The 13857-nt window shown below is 63.2% G+C and carries 15 protein-coding genes; 11 read left to right on the top strand and 4 right to left on the bottom strand.

Annotation, left to right across the window (positions count from 1 at the left end):
* Positions 1 to 69 precede the first annotated feature (69 nt).
* Positions 70 to 654 (top strand): hydrolase, encoded by a 585-nt coding sequence (locus QVE23_RS04785; RefSeq protein ID WP_136891002.1) that lies wholly within the window; start codon positions 70 to 72, stop codon positions 652 to 654.
* Positions 655 to 726: 72 nt separating this feature from the next.
* Here the strand turns inward: QVE23_RS04785 and QVE23_RS04780 are convergent, their stop codons facing one another.
* On the bottom strand, positions 727 to 1227 hold the full coding sequence (locus QVE23_RS04780; RefSeq protein ID WP_287967671.1) for a GNAT family N-acetyltransferase: 501 nt from the start codon (positions 1225 to 1227) through the stop codon (positions 727 to 729).
* A 162-nt stretch (positions 1228 to 1389) separates the two neighbouring features.
* Between QVE23_RS04780 and QVE23_RS04775 the strand changes: the two genes are divergently transcribed.
* Positions 1390 to 1941, top strand: coding sequence for a helix-turn-helix domain-containing protein (locus tag QVE23_RS04775; RefSeq protein ID WP_119311566.1), 552 nt, complete (start codon positions 1390 to 1392; stop codon positions 1939 to 1941).
* Positions 1942 to 1999: 58 nt separating this feature from the next.
* Here QVE23_RS04775 and QVE23_RS04770 read toward each other — a convergent pair whose 3' ends face one another.
* The 3 genes from QVE23_RS04770 to QVE23_RS04760 form a co-directional block, all read right to left on the bottom strand.
* Positions 2000 to 2470, bottom strand: a complete 471-nt coding sequence (locus QVE23_RS04770) for a hypothetical protein (RefSeq protein ID WP_021750868.1) — start codon at positions 2468 to 2470, stop codon at positions 2000 to 2002.
* Between the two features lie 68 nt (positions 2471 to 2538).
* Entirely contained in the window at positions 2539 to 4230 is a 1692-nt protein-coding gene (locus tag QVE23_RS04765; RefSeq protein ID WP_287967670.1) for a DAK2 domain-containing protein, read from the bottom strand.
* Positions 4231 to 4246: 16 nt separating this feature from the next.
* A complete protein-coding gene (locus QVE23_RS04760) occupies positions 4247 to 4597 on the bottom strand; it encodes an Asp23/Gls24 family envelope stress response protein (protein WP_021750866.1) in 351 nt (116 codons plus the stop codon).
* A 261-nt stretch (positions 4598 to 4858) separates the two neighbouring features.
* Between QVE23_RS04760 and rarD the strand changes: the two genes are divergently transcribed.
* The 9 genes from rarD to QVE23_RS04715 all read left to right on the top strand — a co-directional run.
* Positions 4859 to 5758 (top strand): EamA family transporter RarD, encoded by a 900-nt coding sequence (gene rarD / locus QVE23_RS04755; protein ID WP_021750865.1) that lies wholly within the window; start codon positions 4859 to 4861, stop codon positions 5756 to 5758.
* Complete coding sequence (gene rsmD / locus QVE23_RS04750; protein ID WP_287966669.1) at positions 5749 to 6312, top strand: 16S rRNA (guanine(966)-N(2))-methyltransferase RsmD; 564 nt, start codon at positions 5749 to 5751, stop codon at positions 6310 to 6312. Before rarD ends, rsmD begins: the two co-directional genes overlap by 10 nt.
* Positions 6313 to 6317: 5 nt before the next feature.
* On the top strand, positions 6318 to 6809 hold the full coding sequence (coaD, locus tag QVE23_RS04745; protein WP_025544663.1) for a pantetheine-phosphate adenylyltransferase: 492 nt from the start codon (positions 6318 to 6320) through the stop codon (positions 6807 to 6809).
* Between the two features lie 5 nt (positions 6810 to 6814).
* Positions 6815 to 7342 (top strand): hypothetical protein, encoded by a 528-nt coding sequence (locus QVE23_RS04740; RefSeq protein WP_025544664.1) that lies wholly within the window; start codon positions 6815 to 6817, stop codon positions 7340 to 7342.
* Between the two features lie 381 nt (positions 7343 to 7723).
* Positions 7724 to 8167 (top strand): division/cell wall cluster transcriptional repressor MraZ, encoded by a 444-nt coding sequence (gene mraZ, locus QVE23_RS04735; protein WP_021750860.1) that lies wholly within the window; start codon positions 7724 to 7726, stop codon positions 8165 to 8167.
* A gap of 6 nt (positions 8168 to 8173) precedes the next feature.
* Complete coding sequence (gene rsmH / locus QVE23_RS04730; protein ID WP_287967669.1) at positions 8174 to 9118, top strand: 16S rRNA (cytosine(1402)-N(4))-methyltransferase RsmH; 945 nt, start codon at positions 8174 to 8176, stop codon at positions 9116 to 9118.
* Positions 9119 to 9197: 79 nt separating this feature from the next.
* The gene (locus QVE23_RS04725; RefSeq protein WP_025544668.1) at positions 9198 to 9767 is read left to right on the top strand and encodes a hypothetical protein; all 570 of its coding nucleotides are present in this window, start codon (positions 9198 to 9200) and stop codon (positions 9765 to 9767) included.
* 117 nt (positions 9768 to 9884) lie between these two features.
* Positions 9885 to 12350: a penicillin-binding transpeptidase domain-containing protein gene (locus QVE23_RS04720; protein ID WP_273481778.1), complete on the top strand. Its 2466-nt coding sequence runs from the start codon at positions 9885 to 9887 to the stop codon at positions 12348 to 12350.
* A gap of 115 nt (positions 12351 to 12465) precedes the next feature.
* Positions 12466 to 13857, top strand: a 1392-nt coding sequence (locus QVE23_RS04715) for a UDP-N-acetylmuramoyl-L-alanyl-D-glutamate--2,6-diaminopimelate ligase (RefSeq protein WP_287967668.1), incomplete at its 3' end; no start/stop codon positions are given.

Below are 13857 nucleotides of genomic sequence, written 5' to 3'. Positions count from 1 at the left end.
CCCTGGAGGGCGACCCGGATCCCCGGGATGCTGCCCCGGTCTGATTTTACAAAAGGAGAGCGATCAAAGATGAAAGCATGTCCCGAGAGAAGCGCGGCCCTGGCGCTGCTGCGCAAGTACAATGCCGAGCCCTTCCATATCCAGCACGGCCTGACGGTGGAGGGCGTCATGCGCTGGTACGCTCAGGAGCTGGGTTACGGCGAGGACGCGGATTTCTGGGCCGCCGTGGGCCTGCTCCACGATGTGGACTTTGAGAAGTGGCCGGAGGCGCACTGCAAAAAGGCTCCGGAGCTGCTGGCGGAGATCGGCTGCAGCGACGAGTTCATTCACGCCGTATGCAGCCACGGATACGGCCTGTGCTCTGACGTGGAGCCCACGGAGGAGATGGAGAAGGTCCTCTTTGCCGCGGACGAGCTGACGGGCCTCATCGGCGCGGCGGCGCTGATGCGCCCCAGCAAGAGCTGCCAGGACATGGAGGTCAGCTCCCTGAAGAAGAAGTTCAAGGACAAGAAGTTCGCCGCCGGCTGCTCCCGGGACGTCATCAAGACCGGGGCCGAGCGGCTGGGGTGGACGCTGGAAGAGCTGATGGAAAAAACCCTCCAGGCTCAGCGGAGCTGCGAGGAGAGCGTGGCGGCCCAGATGGCGGCCCTGTAACCCTGTATGGAAAACTGAGAACAGCCGGCCCTGGTGGGGGCCGGCTGTTCCTGATTCAGCGGGGGAGGGCGGTCAGAGGAGCTTTTCATAGGCGATTTTCTCACTGTTGTCGAACCGGATGGTGCCCCGGTACTGAAACCCCTGCTTGGCCAGGATATGCTGCATTTTATGATTTCCCGCGTCTGTGTCCACCCGAAATTCCCGGACCCCCCGATCCCGGCACAGGTCCTCCACCAGCTGGAAGGCCGTACCGGCGGCGCCCCGGCCCCGGGCCGCGTCGGATAGGGCCAGGCGGTGTACCACTACATAGGGCTCCTCCCGGGCCCAGGTGCCGTTCAGATGGTCGTAGGCCGGTTCTCCGTCGAAATCGACGCAGAGGTAGCCTAGAGGGATGCCGTCCTCCTCCAGAAAATACCCTTTTCCCGTTCGGACGTCCCGTTCCAGGCAGTCCCGGTCCGGATAGCCCGTCTGCCACTGGTCGATCCCCTGTGCCCGCAGGTGGGCCTTGGCCTGGTTGATGATGTCCATAGCCAGCTCCACCTCGGAAAGTGCGGCGGCTCTCAGTCTGCGCATACGACTCCTCCTTTTGGTGCCGCGCCGGGAAACTACCGCACCGCTCTTGACGGACCGTTTCCGGGTGCAGTACAATATCCAATGGAATTTTTTCAAGATACTGGATTTCCTGTATATTATATGATTCATCTAATATCTTGTCGATAGAGAGGGGAGAAACGTTTGGAGATCAACGCAGTGGTGTCGGAGAACGCCCGGCGGCTCCGGGAGGAGAAGCGGCTGACGCTGGACGAGGCCGCCCGTCTGACGGGGGTGTCCCGCAGTATGCTGGCCCAGATCGAGAAGGGGGACGTGAACCCCACCATCTCCATGGTGTGGAAGATCGCCAACGGTTACAAGGTGTCTTTCACCTCGCTGGTGGAGCCGGCCCGGGAGCGGCCGGTGCTGCTGCGGGGCGATGACGCGCCGATTCTGGAGGAGGATGGGGGGAGGTACCGGAACTGCCCGGCCTTCCCCTTTGACGGGGAGCGGGGGTTCGAGACCTATCGGATCGTGATGCTCCCCGGCGGCGCACTGGAGGCCCAGCCCCATCTGCCGGGGACGGAGGAGTATGTGACCGTCTTCGCCGGGGAGGCGGAGATCGGCCTGCCGGGGGAGACCTACCGGCTCCGGACCGGCGACTCCCTGCGCTTCCCGGCGGACCAGCCCCACCGCTACCGGAACCCGGGGACGGAGGAGACTCAACTCAGTATGCTGATCTGGTACAGGCATTAAAGAACCAGCCCGGGCCTGACGGCCCGGGCTGGGGTATTTTTCAGGAGAGGGGGCCGGGTCACCGCCTCCGCCGGCCCCATAGGAAGCCCAGGGAGAACAGCACCGCCAGCATCAGCAGGGAGAGCGCATTGGCCGCCAAGGTTTCCGGCGGCCCCCAGCTGTGATTGGAAAAGGGGATCACCAGCCGGCAGGCCAGGGAAAACAGCGGGAGGCCGGGGTACTGCCCCAGCCCCGCCAGCAGGAAGCTCCGGGCCTCACTGGAGACAAAGTGGAACTGCCACACGTACAGGGCAAAGCTCACCAGGCTGGGCCACTGGGTCAGCAGCAGGCAGGCGGGGTAGCTCCTTTCGGAGCGGCCGCACAGATGCCCCAGCCAGAGGCAGAACACGATGGCTGCAGGCACCTGGATATAAAATGCCAGCGTAAACAGGAAGGCAGGGCCGTTCAGGGACACGGCGGTGAGCCAGTTGCACAGCCAGCCCCACAGGCCGGGCACCAGGGCCAGCAGCAGGAGCTTCCAGGTCTTCATAGGGCGCCTCCTTTTCAAAAAGCAAGAGGTGTCTCTGCTTGAAAGAAACAGAAACACCTCCTGATGCTTTATTCCATGCTGATAATATAATAGTACACAGGCTGTCCGCCGGAGAGGACCGCCACCTCCGCACCGGGACACACCTCTTCAAACAGGGCCCCGGCCTTCTGAGCGTCCGCCTCCTGCACATCCTCGCCGAAGTACAGGGAGATGAAGGAGGCCTCCCGCCCGGCGGCGTCCTCCGCCAGCTTGTGGAGCAGCGTGTCAAGGGAACCGTCCGTGTCGAAGAGCTTGCCTTCCTCCAGGGCCAGATAATCGCCCTCCTTGATGGCGAAGCCGTCGAAGTCGGAGTCCCGGGCGGCGTATGTGATCTGGGCCGTGGTGACGGAGCTGAGGCTTCCCGTCATGGCGTCAGTAATGGTCTGGGCATCCGGCGCGTCGAAATCCACGTTCATCATGGCGGTGATGCCCTGGGGCACGGTCTTGGTGGGGATCACCACCACCTGCTTCTCCGTCAGGGCGGCACACTGCTGGGCTGCCATAATAATGTTGCCGTTGTTGGGCAGGACGAACACCGTCTCCGCCGGGATCTTGTTCACGCCCTCCAGAATACTCTCGGTGGAGGGGTTCATGGTCTGCCCACCGGACACCACACCGTCGGCCCCCAGGTCCCGGAACACGGCGGCCAGGCCGTCCCCGGCGCACACCGCCAGAAAGCCGTAGGGCTTCTCCGGCGCCGCCACGGCGGGCGTTTCTTCCGCGGGGACGGACTCCAGCTCCGCCTCCACCGCGTCCAGGTCATCGGTGCTCTGGACGTGTTTGCCCGCGGCCAGGTCGTCCGCCTGGGTCCGCATGTTCTCGATCTTGGCCAGCTCCAGAGTGCCGTACTTCTGGGCCTCGTTCAGGGCGTTGCCGGGGATGTTGGTGTGGACGTGGACCTTAAAGGCCTCATCGTCCTCGCCGATCACCAGACTGTCACCGATGCTGTTGAGATATGTCCGCAGCGGCTCCAGCGAGATATCGGCCATGGCCTTGCGGACGATGAATACCGTGTCGAAGGCGAAGGTGATGTCCTCCGCCGCCATGGTGGCGAAGTCTGCCTTCTCCTCTCTGGACTCGCCAGCCTCCGTCTCGGGCATGGGCTCGCCCCGCAGTTCCGCCAGCATGCCGTCCAGGATCAGGAGATAGCCCTTGCCGCCGGCGTCCACCACGCCGGCCTTTTTCAGCACCGGGTTCATCTCCGTGGTCTGGGCCAGGGCGGCATAGCCCACCCGGATGGCGTCCTCCAGGACCCGCTCCAGGTCCGTCTCTCCGGCGGCGGCTGTGTCCACCGCCTGCTTGGCGGCAAGACGGGAGACGGTGAGTACCGTGCCCTCGGCGGGCTTCATCACCGCCTTGTAGGCGGCGGAGACACCCTCCTGCATGGCGGCGGCGAAAGCGGCGGCGTCCGCAGTCTCCCGGCCCTTCAGGGCCTTGGACAGGCCTCGGAACAGCAGGGAGAGAATGACGCCGGAATTGCCGCGGGCCCCCCGCAGCAGGGCGGAGGCAGTGACGGAGGCCGCCTGCTCCACAGTGGCGGGCTCGCTCTTGCGCAGCTCCGTCACGGCGGTGCCGATGGTCATGGACATATTGGTGCCCGTGTCGCCGTCGGGCACGGGAAAGACGTTCAGGTCGTTGATGGCCTGCTTCTGGGCCGTGATGACGGCTGCGCCGTGGAGCACCATCCGCTTGAACAGTGCGCCGGTGATTTGTTCGTTCATCTGTCTCGTTCCTCCCTCACAGGGTCATGGAATCCACGCACACGTCCACGTCCTTGACGGTGACGCCGGTGTTCCGGGTGACGACATAGCGCACTTCATTCATGATGGAGCGGCAGACCGCGGGGAGATTGACGCCGTTTTCCACGATGATGTGGAGCTCGATGGAGATGGAGTTGTCGTCGTGATAAGTGATGCTGACGCCCTTGCTCATGGCCTCCCGGCGCAACAGATGCACCAGGCCGTCCGTCATGGAGCGGTAGGCCATGCCCTTGACGCCGAAGCAGTTGGTGGCCGCCATGCCGGTGATGTTGGAGAAGACGGCGCTGCTGACGGTGATATCGCCGTGGTCAGACTTGAATTGAATCATGAGAACGTCCTTTCTTTCCCAGGAGTTTGGCACGAAGGGCGGCGGGCCGCCTGCTCTGGACAGCGGCTGTCCACAGCCTGTACTTTGAGAACCTTATTATATACGATTCCCCGTGAAAGTACAAGTCTAAAAAAGACCCGGCTCCGGCGCGGAAAGCTATTGAAATCTTCCGCGGCTTGCCGTAAAATAGACAAATCACGGGATTTTTCAGAAACTGAAGGCCACAGAGGTGAAGGCTGGAGGGGAAAGGAGAGCGACCCAATGAAAAACAAGGGCCCGCTGTATGTGCTGACCTGCTATGTCATCTGGGGCCTGCTGCCCATCTTCTGGAAGCTGCTGGCCCAGGTGGATTCCCTGTATGTGCTGGCCAGCCGCATCGTGTGGTCCATGGTGCTCACCGGAGGCATCCTGCTGCTGCGGCGGGACCGGCTGGCCGGTGTGCGGGCCGCGTTCCGGGACCGGAGGGAGTGGGGGCTGCTGGCCGCTGCGGGCTGCGTGGTCTGCGTCAACTGGGGCGTCTACATCTGGGCGGTGGCCAACGGGCACATGATCGACTCCAGCCTCGCCTACTATATGAATCCCATCCTGGCGATCCTGTTGGGGACGGTCCTGTTCCGAGAGCGGCTGACAAAGCTCCAGTGGCTGGCGGTGGCGGTGACCTTCGCGGGACTGGTAATCACTGTCATTCGCTACCGGCAGATTCCCTGGATCGCCCTGGTGATCGGCGGCAGCTTTGCTGTTTACGGGGCGCTGAAGAAGCAGGTCCGTTCCGACGCGGCGGTCTCCACCTTTGTGGAGACGCTGACCCTGGCGCCCTTTGCCCTGGTGCTGATCTTCTGGATGGAGGCCCACGGCACCGGCGCCGCCGGGGTCCTCTCTGGTTGGCAGTGGCTGCTGCTGCCGGTGTCCGGCGTGGTGACCACTGTGCCGCTGATGTTCTTCGCCGCCGGCATGAAGACCACGCCAATGACCCTCTCCGGCATTCTGATGTATATCAACCCCACCATGCAGCTGCTGCTGTCCGTGGCGCTGTATGGAGAGGCATTCACCGCCACCCACGCCATTTTGTTCGGCTTCGTCTGGACGGGGCTGATCCTGTACCTGATCTCCGGCGCCCGCGAGAGCCGGAGGCACCGAGAGGAGGAAAAACCATGCGTGTGATTACCGGCACTGCCCGCGGCCGCCGGCTGAAGGAGCTGGAAGGGACGGAGACCCGCCCCACCACCGACCGGGTGAAGGAGGGGCTCTTCAGCGCCCTGCAGTTCGACATCGAGGGGCGCCGGGTGCTGGACCTGTTCGCCGGAACCGGCCAGCTGGGCATCGAGTGCCTCAGCCGGGGTGCCGCCTCTGCCGTGTTCGTGGACCGGCGGGCCGACGCCGTGAAGCTGATTCGGGAGAATTTGAAGCTGACGGAGCTCCAGGACCGGGCCCGGGTAGTGGCGGGGGACTCCATGGAGTTTCTGCGGTCACTGCGGGAGCGGTTTGACATCGTGTTTCTGGACCCTCCCTATGAGGTGGGGCTGCTGGAGCCCGCCGTCGCCCATCTGACAGCGTTTGACATTCTCAATCCCCATGGTATAATTGTGGCAGAACACCCGGCGGACCGGAGCCTTCCGGCGCCTGCGGCGCCCTACCGGGTGCGCCGCACCTACCGTTACGGCAGGATCGCCCTGACGCTGATCCGCCGGGGCGGAGACCGAGAAAACGAGGAATGACCCCCATGAGAACAGCGATTTGCTCCGGCTCTTTCGACCCCATCACCCTGGGGCATTTGGATATCATCCGGCGGGCGGCTGCCTGCTTTGACCGGGTCTGTGTCTGTGTCAGCCCCAACGCTGAAAAGCGAAACCAGATGTTCACACCGGAGCAGAAGCTCCAGCTGGTGCGGACGGCGGTGGCGGACCTGCCCAATGTGGAGGCGGAGCTGTGGCCGGGCCTGCTGGCGGATTTCGCGGTGCGGCACCATGCCTCCGCCATCGTCCGGGGCGTGCGCAACACCACGGACTTTGACGTGGAATATCAGATGGCTCTCATCAACCGGGGGATCCATCCGGAGCTGGAAACGCTGCTGCTGCCTGCCAGCGCGGCATATCAGCACTTCAGCTCCTCCATGGCTCGGGAGATGATCCGCTATCACCAGCCGCTTGAAAACTATTTGCCCGCGTCCATCGTGCCTCTGGTGCGGGAGATGACGGAAAAGAAGGAAGGATGAGTCCCATGGCAAATGATGTGAACCGTTTGATCGATATGCTGTACGAGCGGATCGAGGACGCCAAGTCCCCGGCCCTGAAACCCAATATGAGCATGGTGGACCGGGACGAGCTGCTGGATCTGCTGGACGAGCTGCGGGCCCAGCTGCCGGTGGAGATCAAGCGCGCCCAGGAGCTGCTCTCCGCCCGGGACAAGTTTGTGGAGGATGCCAAGCGGGACGTGGACCGGATGATGCGTCAGGCGGAGCTGGATGCCAAGACCAAGGTGTCCGACAGCGAGGTACTCTATGCGGCCAAGGAGAAGGCCCGCCAGATGGTGGCCCGGGCGGAGGAGCGCTGCCGCCAGTTGTACCAGGTGACCAATGAGTATGCCGAGGACGCCCTGGCCCGCACGGAGGAGGCGGTGCAGATGGCGCTGGATGAGGTGAAGCAGCAGCGGGTGCGGTTCCGCAGTGCCTCCGCTGCCAAAATGCAGGAGCAGCGGGACAAGCTGGACGGCAGGACCCCGCCCCAGGAGGATGGCGGCGAGGAGTGATGCCGCAGGTCAACCGTAATCTTAAAAATTTGTGAAAAACGCCAAAGGATTTGGCGAAACTTTTTTGGAATACTCTAGATGTTGCGGAGAAAATGAAAAAAAGCACCCCATGGCACAAGTTCTTGCGTCATGGGGTGTTTTTTATTTTACGTAAACTTGTCGAAGAGATGTCGAACATCTGTTTTAAAATGGCGATTTTGGCCGAAAAATGCCATAATTTGGCGTTCTTAGCGGCGGTTTTCCCGGAAAAAACTGCTTGCAATCCCGGCCAATTTCGCTTATACTCAGAGCATGTGGTGGGGAAAAGTGGGTAAAAGTAGAGACTAAGTGCCAAAGAGACCCCATCCAGACCCAAAAAACGCGGGAAAGGGGGGATCAACCGTGGCCAGGCTGTTGGGAAAATCCAACAACAGCATCGACTCCAAGGGCCGTCTGGTGATCCCCTCCGCCATGCGGGAGGCCCTGGGCGACACGTTCTACATTACCATCGGCGCGGAGCACTGCCTGACCATTTACCCTCAGGCCAAGTGGGACCAGATGTCCGAGGAGATGGACGACCTCTCCTATACAGAGGCCCGGGCGCTGACGCTGCTGTACGCCAACGCCGTCCAGTGTGAGCCGGACGCCCAGGGGCGGGTGCTGATCCCTGCCAGCCTTCGGGCCCACGCGGGACTGAAAAAGACCGCCACCATCGTGGGATTGAATTCCTTCGCCGAGATCTGGGACGAGAAGACCTGGACGGAGCGGGAGCAGCGGATGCTGGAGAGCGACGATATGGCCGCGGCCATGGACGCCCTGGCCCGTGTCCGGCGCAGCCGCGGGTGAGTGCCGATGGAATACACGCACAAGCCTGTTCTGCTGGACGCCTGCATCCAGGCGCTGAACATCCGCCCCGACGGGATCTATGTGGACGGAACCCTGGGACGAGCCGGCCACTCTCGGGAGATCGCCAGACGGCTGACCACCGGGCGGCTCATCTGCATCGACCGGGACCAGGCCGCCATCGACGCGGCGCAGGACCGTCTGGCCCCCTGGCTGGACCGGGTGACACTGGTCCACAGCAACTTTTCGGAATTGAAGGAGGTCCTGTCCCGGTGCGGCGTCAGCGGCGCCGACGGGATGCTCTTTGACCTGGGCGTGTCCTCTCCCCAGCTGGACGACGCCTCCCGGGGCTTCTCCTATATGCAGGACGCCCCGCTGGACATGCGGATGGACACCTCCGCCCCCCTGAGCGCCGCGGACATCGTGAACACCTGGAGCCAGGAGGAGCTGCGGCGCATCCTGTTTGAATACGGCGAGGAGCGGTACGCCCCCGCCATCGCGAGAGCCATCGTCCGGGCGCGGGAGACCGCGCCTGTGAAGACCACCCTGGAGCTGGTGGAGATCATCAAGGGCGCCATGCCCCCCGCGGCTCTGCGGGAGAAGCAGCACCCGGCCAAGCGGAGCTTTCAGGCCATCCGGATCGCGGTCAACGGTGAACTGGATGCCCTGCCCCCCATGCTGCGGGCGGCGGTGGACGGGCTGAACCCCGGCGGTCGCCTGGCCGTCATCACCTTCCACTCTCTGGAGGACCGGATCGTCAAGCGGACGCTGGCGGAGCTGGCCCGGGGATGCGTCTGCCCGCCGGAGTTTCCGGTGTGCGTGTGCGGCAAAAAGCCCCAGGTGCGGCTGGTGACCCGCAAGCCCGTCACGGCGGGCGGCGCGGAGCTGGAGGAGAATCCAAGGGCCCGCAGCGCCAAGCTGCGGGTGGCGGAAAAGTGCGGCTTTGACCTTTGACCACACCGGGACCATCCGGTGTTAATGTGTGTGAGAACGGCTCCGTGCCGGTATGGCGGAGCAAAAGGAGGGACCTTCTTTGGCAGCAGCGCGGGAACTGCGGTACAACAGCCGCAGCGCGGTATATGGGGACTTGGCGTACGACCTGGACCGGGAAGTCCGGGAGCGCGCTCTTCGGCACGCCGGAGAGGCTCCCCGTCACCAGACGGCGGTAGAGGCCGTCCCCAAGGCGAAGCCCCGGGTGCGGAGTCTCTCCAAGGCGCAGGTGCGCCAGCGGCAGAAGGTGTCCGTCCTCTCCGTTTTGGGCGTGGGCGCGGCCATCGGCCTTGCAGTGATGGTGCTGATGGGCTACATCCAGCTGACGATCATCTCCGACGAGGTGGTGTCCCTCCAGAACCAGCTGGAGGAGCTGCAGACGGAGAACGTCACACTCACCGCCCAGCACGAGCAGATGTTTGACCTGGCCACCGTGAAAGAGGTGGCGGAGGCGGCGGGCATGAGCAAGCCCAGCAGCAGCCAGATCTATTACATCGATCTGTCGGAGGGCGACAGTGCCGTGGTCTATCAGCAGGAGGAGTCCAATCTGCTCAGCCGTTTGCTGACCTCGCTGAACCACGGGATCTACGCCGTGGTGGAATATTTCGAGTGACGGCCGCACTATAATGAAGCGAACGGTGGGGAGTAAGAAGGGGGCCTTCTTACTCCTTGCTTTGGTATTGCGTATGGACGGGGGAAGCGGCCCCGGCGTTCCGAAAGGAGAACAGGCATGACGGACAGACCCAGAAGAAAGAGCGATGCCGCCCGCCGGGCGAACCAGGTAATCCGGGGCAGGACGATGCTCATCATGCTGCTGTTGGGTGTGGCCTCCTTCACAGTGCTGTTTTGGAAGCTGTACGATCTGCAGATCAACCGGCACGACGAACTGAAGGCCGAGGCGGTGAGCCAGCAGACCGACAGCATGGTCATCAGCGCCTCCCGGGGGACGATCTACGACAAAAACGGCGAGATCATGGCCATCTCCTACTCCACGGAGACAGTCTTGCTGGATCCCGGTGGCGTCCAGGACTTTGTAGAGTCCCAGGAGCAGAAGATCCAGGATGCGGCCGAGGAGGCTGCCGAGAAGGGAGCGCCTTACACGGCGCCGGAGGTGCTGGACCAGGCGTATATCGCCCGGGGCCTCAGCCGCATTCTGGATGTGGAGGAGGAGACCATCCTGGAGCACCTGGAGAACACCGCCAACCGATACTGGGAGGTCAAAAAGAAGGTAGACCAGGACGTGGCCGACGAGGTCCGCCGGTTCATCAACGGAGAGATCGACGATGAGGGGAACCAGCTTACCACGGTGGACGAGGACGGCAACACCGTTCTCATCTCTACCGGCGGGCGGCCCACCCGGCTCCAAGGCATCTCCCTGACGCCGGACACCAAGCGGCTGTATCCCTTCGGCTCTCTGGCAGGCAATGTGATAGGGTTCGTCAATGCCAACAATATGGGCGCCTACGGGCTGGAGGCGTCCTATGATGACGTGCTCAGCGGCAGCACTGGACTGACCATCACGCCTACCAACGTAAACGGCACGCCGTTGTTGTTCAGCGGCGGCGAGCAGATGTTTGATGCGGAGAATGGCAGCAGCTTGGTGCTGACTCTGGACACCAACGTCCAGTACGCCCTGGAAAAGGGCCTGGAGAGTATGCTGGATAAGTACGACGCGGCCAACGGCGGCACCGGCATCGTCATGGACGTGAACACCGGCGGCATTGTGGCCATGGCCTCCTATCCCAACTATGATCCGGGAGACTTTTCCACCATCTATACTGAGGGGCTTCAGGCGGAATTGGATGCCGCTCTGGCGGAGATCCAGCAGAACCGCAGCACCTACGAGACGGAGGAGGCGTACAATCAGGCGCTGGCGAATGCCCGGGCCACCATCCAGTTCAAGCAGTGGCGGAACAAGTGCTATCAGGACACCTACGAGCCCGGCTCCACCTTCAAGCCCATCACGCTGGCCACGGCCCTGGAGGAGGGCGTGGTGAACATGAACACCACCTTCACCTGCACCGGCTCCATCCACGTGGAGGGCTGGGGAAAGCCCATCAACTGCTCCAAGCGGGCCGGCCACGGCACCCAGACCCTGAAGGTGGCTACCGGCAACTCCTGCAACCCGGCCTTCGTCACCATGGGCCTGAAGATCGGCACGGAGGCATACTACCGCTATCTGAAGTCCTTCGGCCTCATGGAGACCACCGGTATCGACCTGCCTGCGGAGGCGGAAGGCATCTTTGCCAATGAGGACAGCTTCAACTCCAACGTGGTTTCCCTGGCGGCCTACTCCTTCGGACAGACCTTCAACGTCACGCCCCTGGAGCTGATCCGGGCCCAGGCAGCCACCATCAACGGCGGCTATCTGTATACCCCCTATCTGGTAGAACAGGTGCTGGACGACGAGGGCAACATCCTCAGTCAGCACGAGACCACAGCGGTGCGGCAGGTCATCAGTGAGGAGACCTCCGCCAAGGTGCGGGAGTGCCTGGAGTGGGTGGTGTCCGACGGCGGCGGCCGCAACGGACAGGTGACGGGCTACCGCATCGGCGGCAAGACCGGCACTGCGGATAAAACCGGCACCAAGGACGTGGTGGTGTCCTTTATGTGCTTCGCCCCGGCGGACGACCCACAGTACATCATGCTGCTGACCATGGACACCCCCAGCCGCACGACCGGCACCGCCGTGTTCGGCGGCACCATGGTGGCCCCGGTGGCCAGCCAGATCATGAGCGAGATCCTGCCTCTGCTGGGCGTTGAGCCGGACTACACCGCTGAGGAGCTGGTGGGCGCTGACACCACGGTTCCCAATGTGGTGGGACAGACCAGGGAGGCCGCTGAAGATCGGCTGGCTGACCTGGGCTTCACCTTCCGCACTGTGGGGGACGGGGACACGGTCACCGACCAGACCCCCGCCGGCGGCGCCATCGTGCCGGGAAATGCCTCCATCATCCTCTACCTGGGGCAGGAGAAGCCGGACACCCCCTGCACCGTGCCCAATGTGGTGGGGAAGAGCGCCTCTGAGGCCAACAAGGCCATCACCAACGCCGGACTTATCATGAAGGTCACCGGCACCACCACAGCCAGCTCCGGCAACGTCTACGCCATCACCCAGTCCCTTCCCGCGGGCACGGAGGTGGCGGCGGGCACGGTGGTGACCGTCCAATTCGGCGACAACTCCGTCCTGGATTGAGAAAGCAGGTTCTGCATGGTTTTCGGCACCTTCCTCCGTATACTTTGCAAATCCCCTTGTTTATAATGAGGGACGGCAAACTGCTGCCAGACTGAACAAAAGGGGTGTGCATACAATGCATTTAAAAACGCTGCTGGCGGGGCTTTCCCTGCGGTCCGCCACCGCGGACATGGAGACGGAGATCACCCGTATCAGCTATGATTCCCGGACCACGGCACCCGGGGACGTCTTCGTGGCCATGACCGGCTTTGCCACCGACGGCCACGCCTATATCGGAAAGGCCGTGGCGGCGGGAGCCGCCGCGGTGGTGTGTGAGCGACCGCCGGAGGACAGCTCCGTGCCCTATGTCCTGGTGGAGAACTCCCGCCGGGCCCTGGCGGTGATGGCTGCCAACTACTACGGCCATCCGGCGGACAGCATGACCATGGTGGCCGTCACCGGCACCAACGGCAAGACTACCACCACCTACCTGCTGAAGGCCATCCTGGAACAGGAGCTGGGGGCCAAGGTGGGCCTGATCGGCACCAACCAGGATCTGATCGGCGATGAGGTGGTGCCCACTGAGCGCACCACGCCGGAGTCCCTGGAGCTCCAAGAGCTGTTTGCCCGGATGCGCTCCGCCGGCTGCACCCATGTGGTGATGGAGGCATCCTCCCACGCTCTGGCGCTGGATCGGGTGTACGGTATCCACTACGCGGTGGGCATTTTCACCAACCTGACCCAGGACCACCTGGATTTCCACAAGACCATGGAAGCCTACTGCGACGCCAAGGCCATCCTGTTCCAGAACTGCGACGTGGGCGTCTGCAACGCCGACGATCCCTGGACAGAGCGGCTGCTGCAAAACGCCGCATGTCGGCAGTACTTCTATGCAGAGCACGCCGCGGCAGACCTGCGGGCGGAGCATATCACCCTTGCGGCGGACCACATCGCCTTCGATGCGGTGACAAAGGATAGCCGCACGCCCATCAAAGTTGGCATTCCCGGCGGGTTTATGGTATATAATACGCTGGATGTGCTGGGTGCGGCTCTGGCTCTGGGCGTTCCTCTGGAAAAGAGCGCCCGGGTGCTGGCTGCAGTTCCCCATGTGAAGGGGCGGGTGGAAGTGGTCCCCACACCGGGAAAGGACTACACGGTCCTGATCGACTACTCCCACACGCCGGATAGTCTGGAGAATATTCTTCGCACCGTGAAGGGCTTTGCCAAGGGACGCACCGTGGCCCTGTTCGGCTGCGGCGGCGACCGGGACCGGACCAAGCGGCCTATTATGGGCAGCGTGGCGGCGGAGCTGGCGGACTTTGTGGTGGTGACCTCCGACAACCCCCGGACCGAGGACCCGGAGGCCATCATCGCCGACATCCTGCCGGGCCTGGAGGGCAGCGGCACCCCCTACCAGGTGATCTGCGACCGGGTGGAGGCCATCCACTGGGCGATGGACCACGCGCAGCCCGGCGATGTGATCGCCCTGTGCGGCAAGGGCCACGAGACCTACCAGGAAGTGAACCAC

The sequence above is a fragment of the Oscillibacter sp. KLE 1728 genome (genome assembly GCF_934833455.1).
Taxonomy (GTDB): Bacteria; Bacillota; Clostridia; order Oscillospirales; family Oscillospiraceae; genus Oscillibacter; species Oscillibacter welbionis.
Note: the sequence above shows the minus strand (reverse complement) of the source record. Positions and strands in the feature narration are given on the sequence as shown.